Source organism: Brevundimonas sp. Marseille-Q4549 (assembly GCF_976940555.1).
Genome location: NZ_CDRHXG010000002.1, coordinates 22036 through 43631 on the forward strand (window position 1 = coordinate 22036; position 21596 = coordinate 43631).

A 21596-nucleotide genomic window follows, 5' to 3' on the forward strand; every position below is an offset into this window, starting at 1 on the left:
TCTACCCTTTCAGATCACTCCAATCCATAGGCGATGGCGCAAGCGTCCAAGCCAAACAGCAGGTCTTCCCGTATGCGAGACCTCACGGATCCGCTGGTCGCCATTTCCAAAATATTCGCCCCTTTTCCCGCAATCTCGACCAGCGCATGGATCGCCCGCATGGCCGGGTGATTTGCCAGCAACCTGGGCAGGGCCCGCCGCTCCGTCTCCGTAGGCGCATCGACGCCGCAGATCATGAGATGGATGCCGAAGACTCGTTCCTCGATCTCCCGGCGCTTCTGGTCCCAGCCGTCGCCGCCGCGGACGACGTTCAGCTTCTCCGGGTCCAGCTGGGGCGGGGTCAGCATCTTCTCCGGGTCGATCCGCTCGTAGTCGGCGCGGTAGAGCAGGCCGGCGGCGTGCTGGGTCCGGCTGATGGAGTTGGCGGTCAGCAGAGTTTCAAGACCATCACGGGCGATGCGCGGCGCACCGACGGCGCCCTCGACGTTCGACTTGTCGATGATGACGCCGCGCAGGGCTTCGAGGCCTCGGCGTTCTTCCAAGGCGTCGCCGACATTGTCCGCCAGCACCTTGGCGCCCAGCTCGGCGTCGAGCAGTTCCAGCGCACGGTGGCCGGCGCGGCGCGTCTCCAGGCTCTCGCTTGCCAGATCGTCTTGGGCCTTGGCGAACCGATAGGCCTGGCCCTGGGTCAGCCGGACGCCCCGGATCATCACCGGCGCCGCGTTGTCGTTCACCGCGGCGGGGTGGTTGTCGTTGGCCCCGATCATCCGGGGCGGGGACGGCTTGGCGTATCGGCCCTTGCGGATGCGGGCCTTGGCTTTCGATTGCTTGCTCATGCGGCGATGCCTTTTGGTTGGGGCGTGTTCTGATTTGCATGGAAGGGAATGACCGGGACGCTGCGGTCGGTTCGCCAGTCGAAAGTCCGAGACGCGGCGAGGGCATCCCAACGGTTCGCTGCCTGCTGAACCTTCCAAAGGTAATGCTCGCTAACCGCCTCGCCGGGTTCGGGCACCGGGAGATCGAACAGGGCTTCGCGTGTCGGCTTCATCAGGCCGGCCTTCACGCGTCGCGGCGGCTTGGTCGTTCCCGCGTCCTTCAGCAGGTGATGATTCCGCGCGATCATTGTGCTGTCCCAGGACGATGCCGGCCAAGGAAACTCCGGCTTCATGAGCTGAAGTGCGCGGAACAGGTGGATGTCGGGGATGTAGCCGAAGAAGTTCCAGATCGCGTCGAACAGTTCGTCCATCCGAGCGCAGAAGGCTGCCGACGGAATGACGCGGTATTCACCGGTCGCTCCCACGCAAAGCACGCCATAGCGGTCAAGCAGGCGCAGGGCGCGGTCGATCGGTTCATCGAGGTGATAGACCGGACGACCGAAGGCGGCGAGGTCCGAAGGCCACTCGCGGAGCATAGCGTCCAGCTCTTGCGTGCCTGTGCCGATGGGGTCGGGGATGACCACCCATTGGCACCTTCCGCTTCCTTCAAGACACCAGCGTCGGCACCACTGCACGTACGCCTGATAGCGCTCGCGGGTGTAGACCATCTCCACCCCAGCCTTGAGGCTCGCCTGCCACAGGGAGAAGATACCGTTGTCTCCGCGCCAAGAGCGCGAGTTGGCGTCGATCCACTCGACATCGTCAGGACGGAAATGCGAGACGAAATAATCACGCTCGCCAAGCGCTTCTAGGACCGGCCTTGGTGTGATCGGCGTCCCATGACAGGCGATCCCCTTTCGATTTCCCAACGTCATCGGACGAACCTCGCGCCGCACGGCTGGCGACCTCCGCGCCAGACCTCGACCTGAGAGACATCAGGCATGGCGTCGGCGATGGCGACGGCAACCCCGTAGTTCGTGGGCGTGACCTTGTCGTCCAGCAGGGTGTGATCCCACGCCTCAATCGTGGCGCTGAGCTTCGCCAGCATCCAGCGCGCGTCCACCTGGGGAAACGCCGGCCAGAATATCCGCACGTGCCACGTATGGCCGTGAATCTGATCGCCGAAGGGGCCGTGATGGGCCGCCTCGAACGATGCCTCAGTCCACTCGACAGAAGTCACGCCGCCGCTCCTTCTGCGAACAGGTCAGACCTAGGGGAGTCGTTGGCAGGGGTCGGGCCGAACCCGAACTCAGCGAGGATGGCTTGCGGGACGCAGCAGCCGGGCGCGCCAGGGGCTGGGCCAGCGTCGTCCTTGGGCCAGTAGCGGTTCTGGCGGTACTCGCGGATCCAGCGGCGCCAGCGTTCGTCGGCGGGCTGGGCCTGGGCGTGGCGCTGGGCCAGCGAGGCGACGGCGGTCTTCGGAGCATCGCGGATCGCGCGGTCGCACCAGTTCCGCCACGTCGCAGGCCAGTCGGCGTAGCGGCTGTCCTTGCTGATCGACCAGTTCCTGAACCGCTCGGCCTGATTGGCGATGTCGATGTTGGCCCCGGCTGCTCTGGCCTTAGCCTGCTGCTCGTCGATGAGAGGCTGTTCGGGGAAGCCATCAGGGATCGACAGCTTGGGCTTGCGGCGTCCCCCTTGGGGGGTAGGGGGGTCTTTCTTCTCTTCCCTATTCTTCTCTGGGGCGGCAAGTCGTTGTTTTTCCTCATCCGAGTGGTCTAGAACTCCGGGGTTCTGTTCGACACCGGCCGACTTCTCTCCGACTTCTCCTGACTTCTCCCCGATCTGAGCGCGTCCCGAGCGGGTTTGAGCATCGCCTTTCACAGCCGAGCGCTCGACTTCGAAGGCCTCATCCGAAAGGTAGGTGCGACCGCCTTCTTCGAAGGTGATCAGGCGGCCTTTCTCGATCAGCCGGCGCACGATGGGGTTCAGCTTCTGGACCGCGCAGCCGCACCAGTTGGCCAGGAAGGCGCGATCATCCTCAAGCGGGCGCCAGGTGCTGTAGAGCAGGTCGAGCACGGTATTGTAGACGCCCCGCTCTTCCAGGGTCAGGCCAATCATGCCCGACAGCGCCTTGGACGGATCGCGACGATAGAAGTTCTGACCCTTCTTCATCAGGTGCGCTCCGTGTTGGTGATGAGGTCGATGTCGGCCCGGTATTCCTGGGGCTCGCTGCCCTCGGACCCGTGGCGGTTCTTGGCGATGATCACGTCCATGCGCGTGCGCAGGCCGGCGACCTCCATTTCCCATTCAAGATGGGCGTCGGTGTGTGCCTTCGGCTCAGCCTTCTGGAGGTAGTAGACCTCGCGGAAGGGGAAGAGGACGGCGTCGGCGTCCTGCTCGATGGAGCCCGACTCTCGAAGGTCGGACAGCATGGGCCGCTTGTCGTCCCGGCTCTCCACGGACCGGTTCAACTGGCTGAGCAGGATGATCGCGATCTTCGCTTCGCGGGCCAGGGTCTTCAGGGCGCCGGTCATCTCGGCAATGGCGCTGGCCTCGTTGCGGCCGGCGAGGGCGGGGCGGCGCATCAGTTGCAGATAGTCGATGCCGATGGCCGCCAGGTCGCCACGGCGCTTCATGGCCCAGACTGCGCGGCTGACATCCTCGACGGACACGCCGGCACGGTCGCGGAGCCACAGGTTCTTCGGAATGGATTGTTTCGCGCGGTGAAGAGCTTGCAGGTCGAAGCTCGTCAACGGCTGGACCTTGGCGATGTCGGAGAAGCTGACTGGCTGGTCTTCATCGACGGTCAGGCGCGACAGGGCGCGGTCGTTCAGCTGGTCGGTGTCCATCTCCAGCGAGAAGCCGGCGAAGAGCTTGCCAGGGTTCCGCAGGGCGGCGCCGTAGAGGACGTTGCCCAGCAGCGCCGTCTTGCCCATGCCGGGGCGCCCGGCCATGACGATGACCGAACCGGGCAGCAGGCCGCCGAGGCGCTTGTCGATCGACGACAGGCCGGTCTGAACGCCCTTGGGCTTGCCCGTGGCCACTTCCAGTTCCAGCCGGTCCATGCGGGCCTGGGCTGCGTCCCACGCGTTCACGAAGAGGGCGTCTTCGGGGGCGGCGCCGCGCTCAGCCTCTTCAAGCTCGGCACGCGCCTTGGCCACGGCCGAATAGCCGCTGTGCTCCGGGTCACGGGCCGACGTCAGCGTCTCCGTCGCCATCTTGATCAGGCGGCGCCGCACGGCGGTGTCTGCGATCTGCTCCGCATAGGCGCGAATGGTGTTGGCGGGTGGCGCTGCATCCCAGAGGCGACGCAGATACGGCAGGCCGCCGAAGTGTTCGAACGCAGGATCCGGCGCCAGGTCGTTCTGGATGGTGGCGGGCTCAGCCAGCTTGCCGGCGACGATCAGCCGTCCGATCAGAGCGTAGATGCGCTGATGATAGGGCTCGGAGAAATCTTCAGGCGTGACAAGGTCGTGGACCTGTCTGTGCGCCTCGTTGCTGAAGAGCAGGATGCCTAGCAGCGCCTGTTCAGCTTCTAGGTTCAGAGGAAGGTTCGGACCCTCGTCCTGGTCGCGCGGGTCCATCATGCCGCCTTCTCCGTATCGAAGAGCGGGCCCGATCGGATCGTCTCGGCGCGAGCGTCCGAGGCGTCCGCCCAGCGGTTCAGCTGCTCAGCGACGGCCGGATAGCGTTTGGACCGGCGCTTGGCCTCTGCGCGCAGCTGGGCGCCGTAGAACCGCTCAAAGCTCAGGATGTCCGAGCGGTTCATTGATCGCCTCCATCGTTGGCGGCCTTGGTCAGAGTGGCGAAGGCCTGCTCAGCGGCGGCGCGCCGGATCGGCCCCGTGTAGATCGAGACATGGGCAAAGCGCCCGAAGGTGGAGGCGGCGCCCTCGGCATCCAGACGCGCGCACAGGGCGTCCTTCACCGCCGAGAGCACGCCATCGCAATGCAGCACCAGGTCAGCATCGCTGATACCGGCGATGGCGACGGCTGTAGCCATGCGCGCATCGGCCCTAACCTTGGCGTCCCGCGCCTTCTGGGCGGCGGTGCGGCGGTCCTTGTCGATCTGGGTCAGGACGCGGTCGGAGAAGTCGCGACGTTGGGGGCGAGACATCAGGCGGCCCACCGACGGTTCGCACGCTCAAGGTTCTCCTTGGGCTTCGGCTGGGTGATGTCGCGGACGTAGGCGCGCTTGGCGTGGGCGAGGCAGTAGGCGCACTTCTCGACGCCCTCATAGATCGGGGCGCCGCACGCCAGCTGTTCGGAGGCGCGAAGGGGCGTTCCAACAGGCCAGGGGCACTGACCGAAACGACGACCGATCAGCGGAATGGCGTTGTCGTTCGCTGGATCGCTGGCCTTCTTGATGATGACCCGGCCGGCGGCTGCCTTCTCGGAGCGCTGTTTCGGCGTGCTGTCTGTCTTCGACTTTGTCAGATCGAACGGCTTGGCTTTTGAGGTCTTGCCGCTACGAGCGTTCAAGCCGTTTCCAGCATATCGGTCGCGCTTGACCGTGGGCGCCCGTGTCGTCGGAACTTCCGGTTTTTCGCGGTGGGAGATACCCAGCCGATGCACCATGCCGATGACAGCGGCCCGAGACCGGCCGGGCAATACGCGCGAGATTTCAGAGGCGCTTTTGCCCGTGGGCCAAAGCATCTTTACCTTCGCCAGTTCGTCGTCAGTCCAAGAGCAGTTCATGCGGCCCTCCCGGCCATGAAGTTGATGGGGTTCCAGCGGCCGGCGTCTTTCGGGAAGCGCGTCTTCACGGCGTGCAGCCAGAGACCGAAAGCGTCCGCTTCGTCGGGAACCGCTGGGTTGAAACCGTACGCGCGGGCGGCGCGGACCATTTCGTCCTTGTCCGCCCGGCCGGAGCCAGTCAGGGCCTTCTTGACCGTGACCGGATAGACTTCGCAGCACTCAATGGCAGCGCGGACGGCGACCATCTCAGTAATGCCGGCGAGGGCGTGGAGCTTGCGCGTGACGTGCGGCGTCGCGCTGGACGCCAGGATGGGCGCCTCGAATAGGAGAAGGCTCGGCCCGACCTCGCGGACCTTGGACGTCAGCCAATCCTCAAAGGCGATGAGGAAGGAGCCGACGTCGTCGCCGGTCTTCGGCAGGCGGATGTGACCGATCGCCGGCAGCTCGCCGGTGTCGGGCATTCCGAAGCAGAACCCGGTGCAGGTTGCGAGGTCGAGCGCGAGATACATTAGGCAGCGCCCTGAACTGCGGTCGAGGCCAGATCATCGTTGGCGGCGGACTTGTCGAACTTCTCAGCCAGTCGGGTCTGGGCCCGGCGCCAGCCTTGCGAGAAGTCGGGGACGTGGGCCGGCAAAACCCATTCGGGCGGGATTTCGTCCTCGCCACGCAGACCCATGGCATAGCCCTGAGCTTCGGCGTCGACGGAATCGCGGGCGGCGTCGCCCAGGTTGAACAGGTCCGGCTGGGTGCCGGCCGGAAGGCCCGCCCAGGTCCGCAGCTTGGCGCGACGCTCTTCCTCGGCCGTCAGGTCGCGGCGGCTGGCTTTGCCGTCGTCCAGAATGGCCTGCAGTTCCTTGCGCGAGAAACCGTCCGCCTTAGCGACGCGGAACAGATCGGTCAGGGCCTGGGCCTCAACGTCCAGCGCCGCCTTGGCGACCGCCTTCTTGGCTTCCTGCACACGCAGCTTGTTCAGGTGCGACAGGAAGACAGCTTCCTCATCGCGGTTAGGGATCGACTTGGGTTCGCCGCCGTCAGGGCTGGCGCTCAGCTTCTTGGCCATCTGGCCCTCCATCAAGACCGCTCAACGGGGCGGTCGGTCCCGTTGGTCAGCGCTCTCGCGGGCGCGAGGCGAAGGTGGTCAGAGAGAGTTCGGCGCGCAGCTGAGCGGTGCGGGCCTGGCGCAATACAGCCGCAGCCGCGGCCTGGGCGCGGGTATCGCCGCGGACCTTTGCAGACCGATAGGCGTCCTTGGCATTGGAGACGGCCTGCAAGGCTGCAAGGGCGCGGCGCTCCCGGAAGGGACGGGTCACAGCCTGAAACGCGACATGGGCGAGATAGAGGACGTGGCCGATCATCAGGCAGCCCTCCGATCATCGCTGGCGTTCTCGGCGGCGCGGCGAACGGCGCGGACACGCTCAAGCGCTTCCTCGGCATCACGCTCGGCGCGAGCGATGGCGTCGAGGTCGTTGGGAGACAGCCGGTCGTCAGCCAGGGCCTCACGAACGGCTGTGACCACGTCCATGCTCTCCTGGGCGAGATCGAAGGCCAGCTCTTTGATGCAGCCCGTCACGTTGGTCGGGAACATCCGGCGTTCAGCGATGGCGCCGGAATAGACCGGGCCCTGGCCCGCGTATTCCTCCAGCGCGTCCATGACGTCGGCCGGCATGGTCGAGGGGTCTTCGGGGTTCTGGTAGCCGGACAGGGCCGACTTGCGGACCCGGCAGGCCCCGGCCGCCTCTTCCAGGCCGCCGCAATGGTCGATCAGCTCGCGGGCGAGCCGTGCGTGTTCACGATGGCTGAGCTTGTTCATGTGCTGCGGATGTTCCGGGCGGTTTTCCAGATGACCGGCGAGGGCTGGTCAGGCGACAGACGGTGAAGGTTGTTCGGGAGCCGGAAGGTGATCATTCGCGGCGTGGAGATGTTCTTGGGTTGGGCGCCGGAAGACCCGTCCGATGGTGGATGCAGTCCGCTCAGACGCATCACGCACCTGTGCGGCCTGACGCTCGGCGGCGAGGCATCCCCGGATGATGGGGCGGTGCGAGGCGACACCCTCAGCCAGCATCGCCAGAAGGTGCAGGGCATCCGCTTGGCGACCCTCGGTGGACAGCTTCTGGATCTCGATCACCGTCCCATAGGCGGCGTCGGCAACGACCAGGGTTTCGACGACCAGAGGGAGGCGGGCCGGTGAGGGGGACACGTCAGGCCGCCTTCTCGGTGGCGGTGTCGTCGTTGGCGGCGGTCAGCGCGATCCGGCGGTCAAGGGCATGAGCCACGTCCCGCAGAGTTCCGAGGCGAGGCTCGACCCCGCCCTTCCGCCAGCGCCACCACGTGGACTGAGCGACGCCTACCTCCGACAGGATGGACGCCATGGTGAGGCCCGCATCCTTGGCGCGCTGCTCGACTTCGATCACTTCGGGGGCGACGTTCTGCATGACGGGCAGAATGTGCAGGAATGCACAGTAAGTCAATGCGTAAATGCACGGTCCGTTGAGTGCGAGCATGTGCACAATCACACAATGGCTGATGCAACCGAAGATGCCCGCGCATTCCTGGCCCGCGCCCTAGAGGTGTCGGGGCTGAAGCCGTTCGCGCTCGCCAAGAGAGCGGGCGTCGCGCCTACAACGATTACTCGCCCTCTGAACGATCCAGAGTTTAAGTTCACGCCGAAGCCGGCCACCTTGCGGAAAATCGCCGAGGCCGCCGGGCTAGACCTTCCTCAAGGTCTGGCTGTCGCGCCGATGGCGGCGCCGTCAACGGACGAGCTGCCGCTGATCGGGCCGATCCAGGCGGGCAAATGGGCCGAGATCGACGAGACGAACCAAGACGAGCCTTTGTTGCTGTCGGTCATCGCTGACCGGCGCTACCCACATGCCCGCCAATGGATCCGTCAGGTGCGCGGGGACAGCATGAACGCGCGAGGCGTCATGCCTGGCCACTACGCGCATATCGTGGACATCACCGATGCGGGGGTGAACCTGAACTCAGGCATGATCGTTGAGGTGACGCGCAGTCGGGACGGCGGTGCCCTTCGCGAGATCACCCTGAAGGAGGTTGAGATCGGCCCTGACGGAATGCGCCTGTGGCCGCGCTCAACCAATCCGCGTTGGTCGGATCCTGTTGTCCTCGATGGCGGTCACAACGGAGACATCGAAGTCCAGATCACCGGCCTTCTGCTTCAAGCCTTTCAGCGCTTTATCTAGCGGCGGGCCTACCGACCGGCAGCGGCGTCCAGGATCACGCGCTCTAGGCTGCCCAAGCTGGCGCAATCGGTCGATGAAACCGTGCCGGTCCAGCCGCTTGCGCGTGTCTGCCGGAACCGGGCATTGACCGTGGCGGTCACGCCTGTTCCAGTTTCGCGGACGAAGACGTTCAGGTCAGCGGCGCCGCCGACCGGCGCGGACATCGCGTCGGTTCCGCAGTCGGCATACGCTGACAACTCATTGCCGCGAGCGAACATCCGCTCCGCATAGATGATGCCGCTGTCCTTCTCGATGGTCTTGATGGCGATGTTCCCGCCCGCGAAATACTCGACAAGGTTGCTCCACACCGCGTCCTTGGACAGCGGAATGGCTCTGCTGTTCTCGATGGGGATGATGGCCGGCGCGGTCGCGCAGCCTGACAGAAGGGCGGCCAAGCCAAGGGATGCTGCGAACTTCTTCATCGGATCTCTCACGGGTGGATCGGCGTGCCGGATTGGAGCGCGGCGCGCTGTTGGCGGGCCAAGGTTCTGATGTCGACAGACGAGGGGCAGGAGAACGTCGTCTCCCACGACCCGGGGCCGAGAGATGCCGACGGCCCGGCTGTGCAGCCTATAGGGTCAAGGAAGGTCTGGGCGGCGATGGTGATCAGTTCCGGCCCGTCATGCGCTGATGTCTGCATCATTCGGCGCTGGATCAGCAACGTGTCGTCCTTGGGGTGGATGTAGATCGAGAAGGCGGCCGGCCCCATCCGAACAACTGCGTCCGACAGATCTGTCCCGTAGGAAAGCATTCGCCCGGTACTGGCGCATCCGGCAATCATCAACGCCGCCGTCACCGCGAATCCTAGCCGTTTCATCGCAACCCTCCCGTGCCCGCAGTCACCCTAGCGGAACGTCGGTTCGGAAAAACTGTGCATTTGTGCATTGACACCGAACGTGCAGGAATGCACAGTCTCTCCAACGAAGACAGGAGAGCGCGATGCAGAGCGCGACGTGCCGAAAATGTGGAGCTGCCTTTGACCAGACGCCGGCGGCGGCTGCGCGGGGAGTGCATCAGTGCAACGCCTGCCGCGCAGCTGCGAACCAGGTGTGGCGGCTCAAGCAGCGCGCCGAGGGAAAGCGCGAGATCAAAAAGCCAAAAACCGCAGAGGCGAAGAAGAAGGCCTACCTGCGCGATGCAGCCGCCTATCGAGCCGACCCAGAACGGCGCCGCCGCACCCTCATCCGGTCTGCCGCCCGATACGCAGCCTCGGTCGGAAAGCTCACTAAACAGCCCTGCGAGGTGTGTGGCGGATGGCCTGTCGAGGGCCACCACGACGACTACGAGAAGCCGCTCGAAGTCCGGTGGCTCTGCCCCGAACATCATCGCCAGCACCATCGCAACCTTCTGAACAAGGCAGCGTGACCCATGTCTATCCATCCCGCCAACATCGACCGATCCGCCGCGCTTGAAACCGCGCGCTCGCTGATCGGTCACGCCTACGTGTCGTCACCGGTCCAGGCTGACTGCTTCAACGGCTGGACCTTCATCGCCCAATGCTTCGGCGGCCGGGCTCCGGTGTTTCAGCCCGGCTGGGGTCCGCGCGATCGCTGGATGGCCATGGGCCATTTCTTCAACCGCGGCATGAAGCTGATCACCCTCGCTGCGGCTCGGCCCGGCGACGTGCTGGTCTTCGACATGGGCCGTGACGGTCATCACGCCGGCGTCGTGTCCGAGACGGGCGGCGCCGAACCCAAGATGATCTCCTGCCAGTTCGGCAAGGCCGCGTCGCAGTGTTGGCTGGGCCGGTTCTGGACCGATCGTCTGGTCGGCGTCTTCACCTATGCCGACGCTGCGGTTCCGGCTTCGAACGACAACGCTCAGGTCGAGGAAGCGGCCTGATGACCCGCGCCATGATCGAAGCGAACTACATCGCGTGGAAGGCTGCTGAGCTGTCGTCGGCCATCGCCATGTCCAAGGGCTGGTCTGACGCAGGTTGCCCCTCACCGGACTGCGTTTACCGCGACGAGGCGAAAAAGCTGATCGCCCAAATCCGCGAGACCGTGGATCGGGTTGAGGCCTGCCTCGTCGCTCCTGTGAAGGACGCGGCCTGATGCGCCATATCTCCGCAATCCTCCCCGGCGTTCTGGCGAACATCGCCGCCGCCGCTGATCTGGACCCATCCACGGTCCCGTTCACCCAGCGCCCGCTCTTCATCGTCGAGGGCCCGAAGGTTTTGGACCGCCGGACCCGCCGCTGGATGACCGTCGATCAGGCCACGCAGGAGCTGATGCGGTTGGCCTCCGAAATGGCCGTAGCCGAAGACCCTGGCCTGATCATCCCGGTTTCCAATGCGCTGGCATGGGCGATCCGCGACGCGCGGGAGGCCGAGAACGATCCGCTTCCGCCAGCTGCGATGGCGAGGGCTGCCTAATGGACGTCGACAAGTTCTCAGTCCGCATGGGCGCCGCGATCATCTGGATGTCGGTCCTCACGCCGCTGAACAGCGCGCTGGAGGCTTACATCGCAGCCGACTGGTTCAAGCTCTTCTGGATGGCGTTTGCCGTCCTTGGTGCGATCTCCATCGGCGTCAAAGTCTGGAGGGCTGCGTGATGGAAGCCATCGTCTGCCCTGGCGCCCAGCGTCTCTATGCCGTGGCCCTTGTCGGCCCTGCCGGCGAGTTCACCCGAATTTCCGAGCATGACTGCCCGGCATCGGCCATTGCCGCCCGCAACGCCGCCAATCGCGCGGCAGAGGACGCGGTGAAGGCCCTTCGTCTGGTGCTGGCATGACCGACCGTCCGCACCCTCTGGGCCTGACCTCGCACCCGGCTTGGGACGCCGCTGAACGCAGGCTGCTCCAGCTTCGCGCCGCCCGCCGTCGCCTGCTGTTTCCCGCCCGTCGGCCGCTTCTGGCCCAACTCAAGTCCTGGCTGACCGAGTTCGTCGCCTAACCGCCTTCCAACCTTCAACTGAGAGCAAGACAATGAACTATTCGACCGCCATCTTCCTGATCAACAACGACGTCCGCGCCGTCACCGTCTCTTATGAGCAGGACGCCGAGGGCAAGGGCGTCAAGCCGTTCACCACTTTCAAGACCTTCGATCCGGCCGTGACCGTGGGTGACTATGTGGCGGTTCCGACCGGCACCCGTCACGGCATGACCGTGGTTCGGGTCGAGCAGACCGATGTCGAGGTCGACGTCGATTACAGCGGCCAAATGAACTGGCTTGTTGACCGGGTCGATACCTCGCAGCGCGATGCCATTGAGGCCCAAGAAGCAGCCGCCATCGCCACGATCAAGTCGGCCGAGAAGAAGGCTCGCCAAGACGAGCTGCGCGCCAAGCTGATCGCGGACAACCCGTCGCTGAACGTGCTGGCGAACATCGGCAGCGACGGCGTCGCGGCCCTGCCGGCCGAATAGCCATGAGATTTGCGGCTCCTGCCCTCATGCCCTCAGTCCCAGAGGATGGGCCGCACGGGCTGACATTCGTCAGCCCGGAAAGAGATCTCAGGATCTCAAGCAGAAGCGGGGCGAAGGGGAGAGGTCCGTGGGACGGACCGGGCGAAGGCCCTCTCCCTGTAACCCGCATCGCCATTCACTCGGAGGTCTCCAATGAACTGCCCCAAGTGCGGAAGACGCAAGGTGCCGAAGCGTCAGGACGGGACGCGTTCCTGCCGCCGCTGCGGGCCGCTTCAGACCTTCATCTACTCGCCGAAGCCACCTGAATGTCCGGTTGGCCTCTCCTGATCATCGTCATCGGCCTTCTGGCCATCCTGCACACCCCGCTTCGGAGGAAGCCTTGAGCCTTTCCAACCCCCTACCACTGCCACCTTCCGGCAAGGTTTCGGTCCCTGGCGTCTATGCGCTGTCGATGGCCGAGTATCACGGCGACCTGTGCGTCGGCCCTTCGATCTCGTCGTCCGGCCTCCGCACAATCTGGAGCCAATCGCCGGCGCATTACTTCCACGCCAGCCCCTATAATCCGGCGGGCTTCGTCCTGCAGGTCGTGGACGGCGTCGAGGTCATGGTCCCGAAGGATCAGCCTGAGCGCCCGCACTTCTCCATCGGGAAAGCCGCGCACCATCTGCTCTACCTCGGCCGCAAGGGCTTTGACGCCGAGTTCGTCATCCGGCCGTCGAAATGGAAGGACTGGCGCACAGACGCGGCGAAGGAGTGGAAGGCCGAGCAGATCAAGGCTGGCCTGACGATCATCACCGACGCCGAGCTGGAAGCGATCACCGGCATGGCCCGGTCGCTGGGAGCCCACCCGCTGGTCAAGTCGGGCATCCTCGACGGCGCCGTGGAGCGATCCCTCATCTTCAAGGACGAGAAGACTGGCGCATGGCTCAAGAGCCGCCCCGACAACATCCCGTCGTCGTCTGGCCTGTTCGCGGACCTGAAAACCGCTGACAGCGTGGCGGACGACAGCCTGGAGCGGTCGCTGGCCAACTACGGCTATCACATGCAGGCCGCGCTGGTCGGCATGGCCTCTGAGGCTGTCCTCGGCCGCCCCATGGAAGAGTTCGCGTTGGTCTGGGTCGAGAAGGCCCCGCCGCATTGTGTCCGCGTGACCGTGCTGACCGGCGCCGATCTGGAGCGCGGCCGGACGCAACTGCGTCGATCCATCGATCAGTTCGCCGAATGCGTGGCGACCGGCGAATGGCCGGGCCCCGGCGGGACGCGCCGCGACGCCGAATATCTGACCCTGCCGCCGTGGGCCGCCAAGCGGATCGACGAGCGCCTGGAAGTCGCCGCCGCCGAGGCCAGCGACAACGACAACACCCCGAACAAGGAAGCTGCCTGATGAATGCTATCGCCATCCAAGGGCCCCGCTTGCCCTATCACCCCGCCATCTCTGAGCGCTTCCCCGGTGTCGATCAGTCGTCGTGGCGTGTCCTCACCGACGCCGTGTTCCCGGCCGCTGAGCGCCCCGAGAGCATCATCATGGCGCTGGCCTATTGCCGCGCCCGCAACCTCGACATCTTCAAGAAGCCTGTCCAGATCGTCCCGATCTACGACCGCAAGCGCGGCGGGATGGTCGACACCGTCTGGCCCGGCATCGCAGAGCTGCGCACGACGGCCATGCGCACCGGGTCGTTCGCCGGCTTCGAAGACACCGAATACGGCCCGATGGTCGAAGAGAAGCTGGGCGGCGTCGACGTCCGCTATCCAGAATGGGCGCAATGCACCGTCTATCGCTTGATCGCAGGTCAGCGCGTCGCTTTCGTCGGTCCCAAGACGTACTGGATCGAGACCTACGCCACCGCCAAGCGCGACACGAAAGCCCCGAACAGCATGTGGGCCAAGCGTCCACGTGGCCAGCTAGAGAAGTGCGCCGAAGCCGCCGCGCTCCGTCGGGCATTCCCCGAAGAAATTGGCAACGAATATGCGGCGGAAGAGGTCGAGGGGCAGGCCTTCGGCTCCGTGCGCGACGTGACCAACCGCCCGGCGCCCAACTTGGCTGCCCGTCTCGCCGCTCCGAACGACGGCCCGCGCGAAGGCTTCAACACCGTCCACGGCTCGCCGCTTGGCGAAGACGACATCCCAGATTTCGAGGCGGCCCCCTCCGACGCCTCGGAACCGCCCGCGTCCGATGGTGCCTCCGACCAGACCGACGCGGGCGAACCCTTCCCCGGTGATCTCCCCATCACTGGAGAAGGCGAGACAGCCGGGCCCGCTGAGGCCGACGCCGTTGTAGGAACGGGCTCGGCTGTCGACGTCATCGCCTGGGCCGACAAGCTGATCGACGACCTGCCGTTCATGCGACCGGAGCAGATCGCGCACCTGGAGCAGGACCGGAAGGAGCTGGCCAAGTTCGCCATCCTGAAGGCGACCGACCTCAGCAAGGCCAAGGCGCTCGAAGCCGCCATCAACGCTGCGAAGGAGGGCTGAGCATGGTCGTTCTCCGCGTCATCGACTTCGAAACGACGGGCATGGAGCCGCCGACCGCTGAAGTGGTCGAGGTCGGCTACTGCGATCTGATTGCGACCGAGGGCGGCAACTGGACCGTCGGAGTGCCTGTGTCATGGCTGTGCGGCGTCGGCGCCATCCCGCCCGAGACCCGCGCCGTCCACCACATCGGCATGGCCGAGGTCGCGGGACTGCCGACGTTTGCCGAGACCCGCGCCCGACTGTTCGCCAGCGTCCCGGTCCTGACCGGCGTCGTCGCTCACAACCTGGACTTCGAAAATCGCTTCCTCGGTGATCACGGCGCCCACTCGATCTGCACGCTGAAGGCTGCCCTTCGGGTCTGGCCCGACGCCCCAGCCCATTCGAATGGCGTGCTGCGCTACTGGCTGGAAGATCGCGGCCTGCTGGCCCTGGACCACGACACGGCGATGCCGCCGCACCGTGCCGGGCCTGATGCCTACGTCACCGCCCATATCCTCAAGGCGCTCTTCGCCGCCGGCGCCACCGGTCAGGATCTAGTTGCCTGGACGAAAGAGCCGCGCGTGCTGCCGACGTGCCCGATCGGCAAGTTCCGGGGCAAACCGTGGCCCGAGGTCGATGCCGGGTTCCTGTCGTGGATGCTGGCCCAACCGAGCATGGAAGCTGACCTGAAGTGGAACGCCCAGCGCGAGCTTGATCGGAGGGCGGGACGATGAGGCCCGATGTCTCTCTGATCCCGGCGCCAGATCGCTCGACCGAGAAGCGCGTCCCCCTGACGCCGAAGCAGCGCGCCCAGCTCGCCTTGGACCAAAACGGCCGATGCGGCTGCGGATGCGGTGAACGCCTTGACCACGCCCGCGAAGGCACCATCGATGAGCATATAGTTGCCTTGGCTCTGGGCGGCTCCAACGACCTGTCCAACCGGGCGATCTGGCGCAAGCCGTGCTCTGCGGTGAAGACCGCCAAGGACATGGCCTTCATCGCTCGGGCTAAGCGCCGGGCCGGCGAGACCTGCCAGGGCGAACCCGCGCGGAAACTGCAGGGCAGGGGCTTCGGCTCCGTCTCCCGCGGCTTCGACGGCAAGATCAAGCTGACGAAGAAGGCCGCTCGTACCCAAGCTGCGAACGATGCCGCCGCCTCTTCCTCCAACAGGGAGGGCTAGAGGATGGCAGACCCGTATCGCGATTTCATCGCGTCGAAGGTGCCGCCAGCGCAGGAGACGGGTTTCGACATCAATCCGGCGCTGATCAATCCAGCCATGAAGCCGCACGCCGCCGCTCTCACCCGCTGGGGCGTCCGTGGGGGCCGTCGCGCCTACTTCACGGCCTTTGGCCTGCACAAGACCTCGATCCAGCTGGAAACTGGCCGGCTGACGCTGGACGCGGCGCACCAGGCGCATGGCATGGACCGGCGTGGACTGATCGTCCTGCCCCTGGGCGTGCGCCAAGAGTTCAAGCGGGACGCCGTGCAGGTCCTGGGATGGGATGCGGCGCCCGAGTTCATCAGGTCCACGGCCGACGCTGGCGAAGGGATCAGCCTGACCAACTATGAGAGCGTCAGGGACGGCAAGGTCGATCCGGCCGCTTTCACCTGGGCTTCGCTTGATGAGGCGTCATGCCTTCGGTCGTTCGGATCGAAGACCTTCCAGACGTTCCTCCCGCTGTTCGACAAGGTGCCGTATCGGCACGTCGCCACCGCCACGCCTTCGCCTAACCGGTTCAAGGAGCTGATCCACTACGCCGGCTTCCTCGGCATCATGGACACCGGCCAGGCCCTGACGCGCTTCTTCCAGCGCAACAGCGAGCAGGCCGGCGATCTCACGCTCTATCCGCACAAGGAACGCGAGTTCTGGATGTGGGTGAACAGTTGGGCGACCTTCCTGCAGCGGCCTTCAGATCTCGGCTATTCGGACGAAGGCTACGCGCTGCCTGAACTCGTGGTCCGCTGGCATGAGGTCCAAGCTGATCTGGTCTCGACTGAGGTTGATCGGGACGGGCAGGGCGCGCTCTTCCGTAACGCCGCCATGGGTCTGCAACAGGCCGCCAGGGAGCGTCGCGACACGCTGCCCGCTCGGATCGCCAAGGTGGCGGAAATTCGCGCCGCCGCTCCCGACGATCATTTCATCCTTTGGCATGACCTAGAGGATGAACGCCGGGCCCTGGAACAGGCCATCCCATCGGCCGTGTCGATTTACGGCACGCAGGACCTGGACGACCGCGAGCAGGCCATCATCGACTTCTCCGACGGGAAGATCACGGACCTGGCGGCGAAGCCGGTGATCGCAGGATCCGGCTGCAACTTCCAACGCCACTGCCACCGCGCCGCGTTCGCCGGGGTCGGCTTCAAGTTCAACGACTTCATCCAAGCCATCCACCGCATCCAGCGCTTCGGGCAAACCCGGCCGGTCGAGATCGACATCGTTTACGCCGAGACCGAGCGCGAGGTCCGCCGCGACCTGGAAGCCAAGTGGGCCAGGGACAAGGAACTGCGCACCATCATGACCGACATCATCCGCAAATACGGGCTGAACCATCGTGAGATGGGCGCCGAGCTGGCCAGAGCGTCGGGCGTGGAGCGCATCGAGGCGGCCGGCAAGGATTGGACCGTCGCCAACAACGACTGTGTCGAGGAAACGCGCAGCATGGAGACGAACTCCGTCGACCTGATCGTGACCTCGATCCCGTTCGCCAACCACTACGAATACAGCCCGAACTATAACGACTTCGGACACACCGACGACAACGACCATTTCTGGTCGCAGATGGACTTCCTGACGCCGGAGCTGATGCGCGTCTTGGCGCCCGGCCGATGCGCCGCCATTCACGTCAAAGACCGGATCTTGTTCGGCAACGTCACTGGTTTCGGCAGGCCGACAGTCTCACCGTTCCATGCCGAGGCGATCCAGCACTATCTCAAGCACGGCTTCCTCTTCGCCGGCATGGTGACGATCGTCACCGACGTGGTTCGGGAGAACAATCAGACCTACCGCCTCGGCTATACCGAGATGTGCAAGGACGGGTCAAAGATGGGCGTCGGCTCGCCCGAATACCTGCTGCTGTTCGCCAAGCCGCAAACGGATCGGTCGAAGGGTTACGCGGACAAGAAGATCGCTCGCGCCAAGGCCGACTACAGCCTGGCCCGCTGGCAGGTCGATGCGCACGCCTTCTGGCGGTCTTCTGGCAACCGCGCGATGACGGCCGACGAACTGGCCCAGCTGCCGCCTGACAAGCTGGTCAGGGCCTTCACGGCTTCTAGCCTTGCCGGCGTCTACGACTACGAAACCCATGTGAAGATCGGGGAGGCTCTGGAAGCGCGCGGCGCCCTGCCGTCCACCTTCATGGCCCTGGCGCCCGGCTCACACGACCCTGATGTCTGGCACGACGTGCTGCGCATGCTGACGCTGAACGGCGAGCAGACCAAACGGGGCCTCGAAAACCACATCTGCCCCCTGCAGTTCGACATCGTGGACCGCGCCATCGAGCGTTGGAGCATGCCGGGCGAGACCGTCTACGATCCGTTCGGCGGGCTATTCACGGTGCCAAACCGCGCCATCCGCCTAGGGCGCAAAGGCAGGGCCGCCGAACTGAACCCGGCCTACTTCATGGACGGCGTGAAGCACCTGCAGGCGGCCGAACGCGAGCTGTCGATCCCGTCTCTCTTCGACCTCCTGGCGAACGATGACGCCGAACTTCAGGGAGCCGCCTGATGTCTGACCAGACCATCACATCGCTGATCGAGAAGCTGGAAGGGGCTGTAGCGTGACGACGAAGCACGAAGTTTACGCGGCTCACCGTGAAAACCCAACCTGGGGTTCCGGCGATATTGCGCGGCATCTGGGATGCTCTGACGCCTATGTGCGCGCGACTGCTCAGCGGAACGGGTGGTCATTGCCCAAGCGCGATAGAGCAACGCCAGAAGAAGCGGCTGCGCGGCGCGCGGGGCCGGAGCTTCTGGCGGCCTTGGACGATATTCTTCACTACGACGGAGGCGCGGCGTCGGCACTGGACGACGAATACGTCATGCAGCGTGCCCATGAGGCTTTTCTGAAGGCTCAGCCCCTCCGCGCCCAATCGGAGGCCCGCTGATGTCGCGCCGCTACCACTTCACCACATGCCTGTCGTTCGGAACCGATGGCGAGGCTGACTACTGCGAGATCGACGCGACGGTTTCGTACACGGTCGCATGGGGAACGCCCGCCGACCCTTGGGGCGATGACCCAGGATCAGGTGACGAGATCGAAGATTTGCGGCTTGAAAAGGTCGACGGAGGCCCATTCACCGGGAGCGCGACCTACGCCGCGATGATTCTAGACGAAATGGAGCGCGTCGCGTCGGCTGAAATGCTGGCCCATGCCGGTGAAGTCGATTGGGCCGATGCCGACTCCTTTGCGGAGGCCCGCGTCTGATGGGGGAGAAGCAGGGACATACGCCGGGGCCGTGGGCTTGGATGGGGTCGCCGCACGGCCTTTATCTGGCGACCACGCGCACCGGACGGCAGCACGTCATGGGCTTCCGCCGCATGGGGTTCAGCGGCGCGCAGCCCGTCTTCCGCGATAATCATCGCATGGTCCCGGCCGCTGACATCGTGCAGTTCGAAGTCGGAGACCGATCGGTGCGTGGCTTCGCGCAGGCCAAGGAAAACGAAAGCGTCTATAGGTTCGATGTCGATGGCATCGACAACGCAGACGCCCGCCTAATCGCCGCCGCGCCTGAATTGCTGGCTGCTGCGCAACAGGCGCTCAGCCACTGCGACCCCAACGGCTATCTCGACTGCGGGAAGCCTGCGACCGACGCCCTCCGAGCCGCCATTTCTCGCGCCACCGGAGAAGACGGCCCCGCCAATGAGGGGGAGGGCGCGTCGTGAGGATCTTGGACCTCTTCTGCTGCCAGGGTGGGGCCGCTGCGGGGTATGCACGCGCGGGCTTTGATGTCGTGGGCGTCGATCTGGCGCCACAGCCGCGATACCCGTTCGCCTTCATCCAGGCTGACGCCCTGGCGCTCGACATGCGTTTCGTCCGGTCGTTCGACGCCATCCACGCTTCGCCGCCGTGCCAGGGATTTACGCTGGCGCAGCGCATTCAGAACCGGACGCATCCCGACCTGATCGAACCCACGCGAGCGATGCTAACCGCCTCGGGCTTGCCGTGGATCATAGAGAACGTGGAAGGCGCGCCGCTGATTGATCCCGTGCTGCTGTGCGGCTCGATGTTCCCTGGCCTGCAGGTCTACCGGCACCGACTGTTCGAAAGCAATGTCGCCCTGGCGGCGCCACATCACCCGCCCCACGCCGCGCCGCTGCGCAAGATGGGACGCCCGCCGGCCGAAGGCGAATTCATGCATGTGGTCGGCAACTTCTCAGGCGTCGATCGAGCCAAGCGCGCGATGGGCGGCCTCGACTGGATGAACCGCGATGGACTTCGCGAAAGCATCCCGCCCGCCTTCACCGAACAGCTGGGCCGCCAACTGCTGGCCCACATCCAATCCTCTCGCCAGGACCAAGCAGCATGACCGCGACCCAAGCCTCCACACCCGGCCCGCTGGATGCCAAGCACATGATATTGCAACTGGCTAAGCTTCAACGCGAACAAGCTGGATGGGCGAGCCGTCTCGGCCAGCCTGGATGCGCGGCAAGACTGAATGCGGCAGATAACGCCGAAGCGCTGGCGTGGGCCGTCAAGAAGCTTTGCGACCATTCTGCCGACGCTGGCAATATGGTCGCCCCCACCGCTCCGGTCGAAGCGAGCGGGTCGGAGCGACTATGGCCGGTCGGGTCGTGGTTGTCCGCCGCACTGGACGACCCGAAGGTCTGCGAAGCCATGAAGGCCGACATTCGGGAGTGGTTCGACAACGGCGGACACCTCCGCCCCCAACCGAGCGGAAAGACGCGGGAGCATGGTCCGAAGTGCTGGGGAAAGACCTCAGCATCTGACGAAATGGCGCATTGCTACTGCGGATCGGAAGACAGTCCCCAACTGCGGGAGGCGGTTCTAAAGGGCGTCGGTAAGATCAACGGCGACGGCTGGAAGGACACTACGACCGAGGGCGAGGTCGTCTTCGTTTGGAACGCAGAAAAGCCGACGCCCTATGCGCCGGGTCAATACCCGCGCGTCGGAAACGAGGGCTGGTCCGCCAGCACGTCGCAATACGACTTCACGCCTGCAACGGCTAAGGATGTTCCTGCCATCCTCGCCCTCCTATCCGCCCGCCCCCTCGCCTTGGGAGGCCAGCAGGGGGATCATGCGGCTTTAGTGGATGAGCTGCGCGAGGAACTGAAGATCGCCATCAGTCCTCAGTGGCACCCTCGGCTTGCTGCTAGGGTTGATAGTATTCTTTCGCGCCTATCCACCACTCCCGCCCGAGCCGAGGCCCATCCTTTGGGCCGCCTGGTCCCCGAAGAAATCACGGACGAAGATCGGGCATGGGCGGCTTCCGAAATCGAAAAGATCAAGGATATGCCGTCACCTTGGGAGGATCGCCCGAACTTAGACCGAGCCGAGGCCCAGGACGAAGGGGCGGCGGGGGATTTTGAGACAGCCGAGGCGATGGCCGAGGCATGGTCTGATCGCGTCGAAATCCAGCACATGGTCGAGACGACTTCGGCTGTGTTCGCCAAGTGCACTAGTCCCGAAATCCTATCGCGCTTCCGCCAGCAGATGATGGCCGTGATCCAGCAGGCCTATATCGAAGGCGTTGGTGCGCGGATCGAAGCTATGCGCTCCCACCCATCCCCGACCCCCGCCGCCGATGCCGACAGGGTGCGGATCGCGGTGGCGGCGTTCCTCAAGGCGGAGGATGAGGCGCGCGACAGGCTTCGTGAAGCCGGAACGCCGCTCCCGTCCACCCCCGAGGTTGACGCCCTGCGCGAAGCCCTCGCCGCCCTGAAATCGACCGCCGCGAAGGAAGGAGGAAAGGTCTGATGCCGATTGAACCTGGCGACAACGAATATGGGCCAACGCCTCGCTCCATTGCCCGCAATGCATACGAGCAACGGTTGCTGGAAAAGGGCTGCTC

Annotated in this window: 35 protein-coding genes; 20 read left to right on the top strand and 15 right to left on the bottom strand. The window is 65.1% G+C overall.

All coding sequences use genetic code 11. From position 1 onward, the window contains the following. Positions 1-14 precede the first annotated feature (14 nt). From ACWPV3_RS16050 to ACWPV3_RS16105, 12 genes are read right to left on the bottom strand one after another with little or no spacing between them, the layout of a single operon-like run. A complete protein-coding gene (locus ACWPV3_RS16050; protein ID WP_453978569.1) occupies positions 15-836 on the bottom strand; it encodes a hypothetical protein in 822 nt (273 codons plus the stop codon). Next, the gene (locus ACWPV3_RS16055; protein ID WP_453978570.1) at positions 833-1750 is read right to left on the bottom strand and encodes a hypothetical protein; all 918 of its coding nucleotides are present in this window, start codon (positions 1748-1750) and stop codon (positions 833-835) included. Before ACWPV3_RS16055 ends, ACWPV3_RS16050 begins: the two co-directional genes overlap by 4 nt. After that, complete coding sequence (locus tag ACWPV3_RS16060) at positions 1747-2055, bottom strand: hypothetical protein (protein ID WP_453978571.1); 309 nt, start codon at positions 2053-2055, stop codon at positions 1747-1749. The genes ACWPV3_RS16055 and ACWPV3_RS16060 overlap by 4 nt, the downstream gene beginning before the upstream one ends. After that, positions 2052-2990, bottom strand: coding sequence for a DUF1376 domain-containing protein (locus ACWPV3_RS16065; protein WP_453978572.1), 939 nt, complete (start codon positions 2988-2990; stop codon positions 2052-2054). The genes ACWPV3_RS16060 and ACWPV3_RS16065 overlap by 4 nt, the downstream gene beginning before the upstream one ends. Next, positions 2990-4405: a DnaB-like helicase C-terminal domain-containing protein gene (locus ACWPV3_RS16070; protein WP_453978573.1), complete on the bottom strand. Its 1416-nt coding sequence runs from the start codon at positions 4403-4405 to the stop codon at positions 2990-2992. Before ACWPV3_RS16070 ends, ACWPV3_RS16065 begins: the two co-directional genes overlap by 1 nt. After that, positions 4402-4587, bottom strand: a complete 186-nt coding sequence (locus ACWPV3_RS16075) for a hypothetical protein (RefSeq protein ID WP_295169750.1) — start codon at positions 4585-4587, stop codon at positions 4402-4404. Before ACWPV3_RS16075 ends, ACWPV3_RS16070 begins: the two co-directional genes overlap by 4 nt. Continuing rightward, positions 4584-4934, bottom strand: a complete 351-nt coding sequence (locus tag ACWPV3_RS16080) for a hypothetical protein (protein ID WP_453978574.1) — start codon at positions 4932-4934, stop codon at positions 4584-4586. Before ACWPV3_RS16080 ends, ACWPV3_RS16075 begins: the two co-directional genes overlap by 4 nt. After that, positions 4934-5515: a GcrA family cell cycle regulator gene (locus ACWPV3_RS16085; RefSeq protein ID WP_453978575.1), complete on the bottom strand. Its 582-nt coding sequence runs from the start codon at positions 5513-5515 to the stop codon at positions 4934-4936. Before ACWPV3_RS16085 ends, ACWPV3_RS16080 begins: the two co-directional genes overlap by 1 nt. After that, the gene (locus tag ACWPV3_RS16090; protein ID WP_453978576.1) at positions 5512-6024 is read right to left on the bottom strand and encodes a hypothetical protein; all 513 of its coding nucleotides are present in this window, start codon (positions 6022-6024) and stop codon (positions 5512-5514) included. Before ACWPV3_RS16090 ends, ACWPV3_RS16085 begins: the two co-directional genes overlap by 4 nt. Further along, the gene (locus ACWPV3_RS16095) at positions 6024-6575 is read right to left on the bottom strand and encodes a hypothetical protein (protein WP_453978577.1); all 552 of its coding nucleotides are present in this window, start codon (positions 6573-6575) and stop codon (positions 6024-6026) included. The genes ACWPV3_RS16090 and ACWPV3_RS16095 overlap by 1 nt, the downstream gene beginning before the upstream one ends. Before the next feature lie 46 nt (positions 6576-6621). Then, entirely contained in the window at positions 6622-6870 is a 249-nt protein-coding gene (locus ACWPV3_RS16100; protein ID WP_453978578.1) for a hypothetical protein, read from the bottom strand. Next, complete coding sequence (locus ACWPV3_RS16105) at positions 6870-7325, bottom strand: hypothetical protein (RefSeq protein ID WP_453978579.1); 456 nt, start codon at positions 7323-7325, stop codon at positions 6870-6872. The genes ACWPV3_RS16100 and ACWPV3_RS16105 overlap by 1 nt, the downstream gene beginning before the upstream one ends. A gap of 87 nt (positions 7326-7412) precedes the next feature. Between ACWPV3_RS16105 and ACWPV3_RS16110 the strand changes: the two genes are divergently transcribed. Then, the gene (locus ACWPV3_RS16110; RefSeq protein WP_453978580.1) at positions 7413-7703 is read left to right on the top strand and encodes a hypothetical protein; all 291 of its coding nucleotides are present in this window, start codon (positions 7413-7415) and stop codon (positions 7701-7703) included. 10 nt (positions 7704-7713) lie between these two features. Here the strand turns inward: ACWPV3_RS16110 and ACWPV3_RS16115 are convergent, their stop codons facing one another. Continuing rightward, positions 7714-8016 carry a helix-turn-helix domain-containing protein gene (locus ACWPV3_RS16115; RefSeq protein ID WP_453978581.1) on the bottom strand — a complete coding sequence of 101 codons (303 nt, stop codon included), beginning with the start codon at positions 8014-8016 and terminating at the stop codon, positions 7714-7716. 15 nt (positions 8017-8031) lie between these two features. Here ACWPV3_RS16115 and ACWPV3_RS16120 point away from each other — a divergent pair, with 15 nt between their 5' ends. Next, positions 8032-8715: a LexA family protein gene (locus tag ACWPV3_RS16120; RefSeq protein ID WP_453978582.1), complete on the top strand. Its 684-nt coding sequence runs from the start codon at positions 8032-8034 to the stop codon at positions 8713-8715. 8 nt (positions 8716-8723) lie between these two features. Here ACWPV3_RS16120 and ACWPV3_RS16125 read toward each other — a convergent pair whose 3' ends face one another. After that, positions 8724-9176 (bottom strand): hypothetical protein, encoded by a 453-nt coding sequence (locus ACWPV3_RS16125; protein ID WP_453978583.1) that lies wholly within the window; start codon positions 9174-9176, stop codon positions 8724-8726. 8 nt (positions 9177-9184) lie between these two features. After that, the gene (locus ACWPV3_RS16130) at positions 9185-9571 is read right to left on the bottom strand and encodes a hypothetical protein (protein ID WP_453978584.1); all 387 of its coding nucleotides are present in this window, start codon (positions 9569-9571) and stop codon (positions 9185-9187) included. 122 nt (positions 9572-9693) lie between these two features. On the opposite strand from ACWPV3_RS16130, the gene ACWPV3_RS16135 reads away from it, so the two are divergent. The 18 genes from ACWPV3_RS16135 (at position 9694) to ACWPV3_RS16220 (ending at position 21502) form a co-directional block, all read left to right on the top strand. Continuing rightward, a complete protein-coding gene (locus ACWPV3_RS16135) occupies positions 9694-10119 on the top strand; it encodes a hypothetical protein (protein ID WP_453978585.1) in 426 nt (141 codons plus the stop codon). Between the two features lie 3 nt (positions 10120-10122). Continuing rightward, the gene (locus tag ACWPV3_RS16140) at positions 10123-10596 is read left to right on the top strand and encodes a hypothetical protein (protein WP_453978586.1); all 474 of its coding nucleotides are present in this window, start codon (positions 10123-10125) and stop codon (positions 10594-10596) included. Next, positions 10596-10808: a hypothetical protein gene (locus tag ACWPV3_RS16145; RefSeq protein WP_453978587.1), complete on the top strand. Its 213-nt coding sequence runs from the start codon at positions 10596-10598 to the stop codon at positions 10806-10808. The genes ACWPV3_RS16140 and ACWPV3_RS16145 overlap by 1 nt, the downstream gene beginning before the upstream one ends. Beyond that, positions 10808-11128 carry a hypothetical protein gene (locus ACWPV3_RS16150; RefSeq protein WP_453978588.1) on the top strand — a complete coding sequence of 107 codons (321 nt, stop codon included), beginning with the start codon at positions 10808-10810 and terminating at the stop codon, positions 11126-11128. Before ACWPV3_RS16145 ends, ACWPV3_RS16150 begins: the two co-directional genes overlap by 1 nt. Continuing rightward, a complete protein-coding gene (locus ACWPV3_RS16155) occupies positions 11128-11307 on the top strand; it encodes a hypothetical protein (protein WP_453978589.1) in 180 nt (59 codons plus the stop codon). The genes ACWPV3_RS16150 and ACWPV3_RS16155 overlap by 1 nt, the downstream gene beginning before the upstream one ends. Continuing rightward, complete coding sequence (locus ACWPV3_RS16160; RefSeq protein ID WP_453978590.1) at positions 11304-11486, top strand: hypothetical protein; 183 nt, start codon at positions 11304-11306, stop codon at positions 11484-11486. Before ACWPV3_RS16155 ends, ACWPV3_RS16160 begins: the two co-directional genes overlap by 4 nt. Further along, the gene (locus ACWPV3_RS16165; RefSeq protein ID WP_453978591.1) at positions 11483-11647 is read left to right on the top strand and encodes a hypothetical protein; all 165 of its coding nucleotides are present in this window, start codon (positions 11483-11485) and stop codon (positions 11645-11647) included. Before ACWPV3_RS16160 ends, ACWPV3_RS16165 begins: the two co-directional genes overlap by 4 nt. A gap of 32 nt (positions 11648-11679) precedes the next feature. Further along, positions 11680-12117 (top strand): hypothetical protein, encoded by a 438-nt coding sequence (locus ACWPV3_RS16170; protein WP_409733424.1) that lies wholly within the window; start codon positions 11680-11682, stop codon positions 12115-12117. A gap of 379 nt (positions 12118-12496) precedes the next feature. Then, positions 12497-13501 carry a PD-(D/E)XK nuclease-like domain-containing protein gene (locus ACWPV3_RS16175; protein WP_453978592.1) on the top strand — a complete coding sequence of 335 codons (1005 nt, stop codon included), beginning with the start codon at positions 12497-12499 and terminating at the stop codon, positions 13499-13501. A 29-nt stretch (positions 13502-13530) separates the two neighbouring features. Continuing rightward, positions 13531-14589: a phage recombination protein Bet gene (bet, locus tag ACWPV3_RS16180; RefSeq protein ID WP_453978593.1), complete on the top strand. Its 1059-nt coding sequence runs from the start codon at positions 13531-13533 to the stop codon at positions 14587-14589. Positions 14590-14591: 2 nt separating this feature from the next. After that, complete coding sequence (locus ACWPV3_RS16185) at positions 14592-15302, top strand: exonuclease domain-containing protein (protein WP_453978594.1); 711 nt, start codon at positions 14592-14594, stop codon at positions 15300-15302. Beyond that, complete coding sequence (locus tag ACWPV3_RS16190; protein ID WP_453978595.1) at positions 15299-15748, top strand: HNH endonuclease; 450 nt, start codon at positions 15299-15301, stop codon at positions 15746-15748. Before ACWPV3_RS16185 ends, ACWPV3_RS16190 begins: the two co-directional genes overlap by 4 nt. 3 nt (positions 15749-15751) lie before the next feature. Beyond that, positions 15752-18292, top strand: coding sequence for a DNA methyltransferase (locus ACWPV3_RS16195; RefSeq protein WP_453978596.1), 2541 nt, complete (start codon positions 15752-15754; stop codon positions 18290-18292). Positions 18293-18344: 52 nt separating this feature from the next. After that, positions 18345-18671, top strand: coding sequence for a hypothetical protein (locus tag ACWPV3_RS16200; protein WP_453978597.1), 327 nt, complete (start codon positions 18345-18347; stop codon positions 18669-18671). Continuing rightward, on the top strand, positions 18671-18991 hold the full coding sequence (locus ACWPV3_RS16205; protein WP_453978598.1) for a hypothetical protein: 321 nt from the start codon (positions 18671-18673) through the stop codon (positions 18989-18991). The genes ACWPV3_RS16200 and ACWPV3_RS16205 overlap by 1 nt, the downstream gene beginning before the upstream one ends. Next, entirely contained in the window at positions 18991-19449 is a 459-nt protein-coding gene (locus ACWPV3_RS16210; RefSeq protein ID WP_453978599.1) for a hypothetical protein, read from the top strand. The genes ACWPV3_RS16205 and ACWPV3_RS16210 overlap by 1 nt, the downstream gene beginning before the upstream one ends. Then, a complete protein-coding gene (locus tag ACWPV3_RS16215) occupies positions 19446-20093 on the top strand; it encodes a hypothetical protein (RefSeq protein WP_453978600.1) in 648 nt (215 codons plus the stop codon). Before ACWPV3_RS16210 ends, ACWPV3_RS16215 begins: the two co-directional genes overlap by 4 nt. Continuing rightward, positions 20090-21502, top strand: a complete 1413-nt coding sequence (locus ACWPV3_RS16220; RefSeq protein WP_453978601.1) for a hypothetical protein — start codon at positions 20090-20092, stop codon at positions 21500-21502. Before ACWPV3_RS16215 ends, ACWPV3_RS16220 begins: the two co-directional genes overlap by 4 nt. The last annotated feature ends 94 nt before the right edge of the window (positions 21503-21596 follow it).

What these genes read in the sequence shown, in the direction of transcription:
- ACWPV3_RS16050 (WP_453978569.1), bottom strand. Translation starts at nt 836, where the DNA reads ATGAGCAAGCAATCGAAAGCCAAGGCCCGCATCCGCAAGGGCCGATAC.
- ACWPV3_RS16055 (WP_453978570.1), bottom strand. Translation starts at nt 1,750, where the DNA reads ATGACGTTGGGAAATCGAAAGGGGATCGCCTGTCATGGGACGCCGATC.
- ACWPV3_RS16065 (WP_453978572.1), bottom strand. Translation starts at nt 2,990, where the DNA reads ATGAAGAAGGGTCAGAACTTCTATCGTCGCGATCCGTCCAAGGCGCTG.
- ACWPV3_RS16070 (WP_453978573.1), bottom strand. Translation starts at nt 4,405, where the DNA reads ATGATGGACCCGCGCGACCAGGACGAGGGTCCGAACCTTCCTCTGAAC.
- ACWPV3_RS16075 (WP_295169750.1), bottom strand. Translation starts at nt 4,587, where the DNA reads ATGAACCGCTCGGACATCCTGAGCTTTGAGCGGTTCTACGGCGCCCAG.
- ACWPV3_RS16080 (WP_453978574.1), bottom strand. Translation starts at nt 4,934, where the DNA reads ATGTCTCGCCCCCAACGTCGCGACTTCTCCGACCGCGTCCTGACCCAG.
- ACWPV3_RS16085 (WP_453978575.1), bottom strand. Translation starts at nt 5,515, where the DNA reads ATGAACTGCTCTTGGACTGACGACGAACTGGCGAAGGTAAAGATGCTT.
- ACWPV3_RS16090 (WP_453978576.1), bottom strand. Translation starts at nt 6,024, where the DNA reads ATGTATCTCGCGCTCGACCTCGCAACCTGCACCGGGTTCTGCTTCGGA.
- ACWPV3_RS16095 (WP_453978577.1), bottom strand. Translation starts at nt 6,575, where the DNA reads ATGGCCAAGAAGCTGAGCGCCAGCCCTGACGGCGGCGAACCCAAGTCG.
- ACWPV3_RS16100 (WP_453978578.1), bottom strand. Translation starts at nt 6,870, where the DNA reads ATGATCGGCCACGTCCTCTATCTCGCCCATGTCGCGTTTCAGGCTGTG.
- ACWPV3_RS16105 (WP_453978579.1), bottom strand. Translation starts at nt 7,325, where the DNA reads ATGAACAAGCTCAGCCATCGTGAACACGCACGGCTCGCCCGCGAGCTG.
- ACWPV3_RS16115 (WP_453978581.1), bottom strand. Translation starts at nt 8,016, where the DNA reads ATGCTCGCACTCAACGGACCGTGCATTTACGCATTGACTTACTGTGCA.
- ACWPV3_RS16120 (WP_453978582.1), top strand. Translation starts at nt 8,032, where the DNA reads ATGGCTGATGCAACCGAAGATGCCCGCGCATTCCTGGCCCGCGCCCTA.
- ACWPV3_RS16125 (WP_453978583.1), bottom strand. Translation starts at nt 9,176, where the DNA reads ATGAAGAAGTTCGCAGCATCCCTTGGCTTGGCCGCCCTTCTGTCAGGC.
- ACWPV3_RS16130 (WP_453978584.1), bottom strand. Translation starts at nt 9,571, where the DNA reads ATGAAACGGCTAGGATTCGCGGTGACGGCGGCGTTGATGATTGCCGGA.
- ACWPV3_RS16135 (WP_453978585.1), top strand. Translation starts at nt 9,694, where the DNA reads ATGCAGAGCGCGACGTGCCGAAAATGTGGAGCTGCCTTTGACCAGACG.
- ACWPV3_RS16140 (WP_453978586.1), top strand. Translation starts at nt 10,123, where the DNA reads ATGTCTATCCATCCCGCCAACATCGACCGATCCGCCGCGCTTGAAACC.
- ACWPV3_RS16145 (WP_453978587.1), top strand. Translation starts at nt 10,596, where the DNA reads ATGACCCGCGCCATGATCGAAGCGAACTACATCGCGTGGAAGGCTGCT.
- ACWPV3_RS16150 (WP_453978588.1), top strand. Translation starts at nt 10,808, where the DNA reads ATGCGCCATATCTCCGCAATCCTCCCCGGCGTTCTGGCGAACATCGCC.
- ACWPV3_RS16155 (WP_453978589.1), top strand. Translation starts at nt 11,128, where the DNA reads ATGGACGTCGACAAGTTCTCAGTCCGCATGGGCGCCGCGATCATCTGG.
- ACWPV3_RS16165 (WP_453978591.1), top strand. Translation starts at nt 11,483, where the DNA reads ATGACCGACCGTCCGCACCCTCTGGGCCTGACCTCGCACCCGGCTTGG.
- ACWPV3_RS16170 (WP_409733424.1), top strand. Translation starts at nt 11,680, where the DNA reads ATGAACTATTCGACCGCCATCTTCCTGATCAACAACGACGTCCGCGCC.
- ACWPV3_RS16185 (WP_453978594.1), top strand. Translation starts at nt 14,592, where the DNA reads ATGGTCGTTCTCCGCGTCATCGACTTCGAAACGACGGGCATGGAGCCG.
- ACWPV3_RS16190 (WP_453978595.1), top strand. Translation starts at nt 15,299, where the DNA reads ATGAGGCCCGATGTCTCTCTGATCCCGGCGCCAGATCGCTCGACCGAG.
- ACWPV3_RS16195 (WP_453978596.1), top strand. Translation starts at nt 15,752, where the DNA reads ATGGCAGACCCGTATCGCGATTTCATCGCGTCGAAGGTGCCGCCAGCG.
- ACWPV3_RS16205 (WP_453978598.1), top strand. Translation starts at nt 18,671, where the DNA reads ATGTCGCGCCGCTACCACTTCACCACATGCCTGTCGTTCGGAACCGAT.
- ACWPV3_RS16210 (WP_453978599.1), top strand. Translation starts at nt 18,991, where the DNA reads ATGGGGGAGAAGCAGGGACATACGCCGGGGCCGTGGGCTTGGATGGGG.
- ACWPV3_RS16220 (WP_453978601.1), top strand. Translation starts at nt 20,090, where the DNA reads ATGACCGCGACCCAAGCCTCCACACCCGGCCCGCTGGATGCCAAGCAC.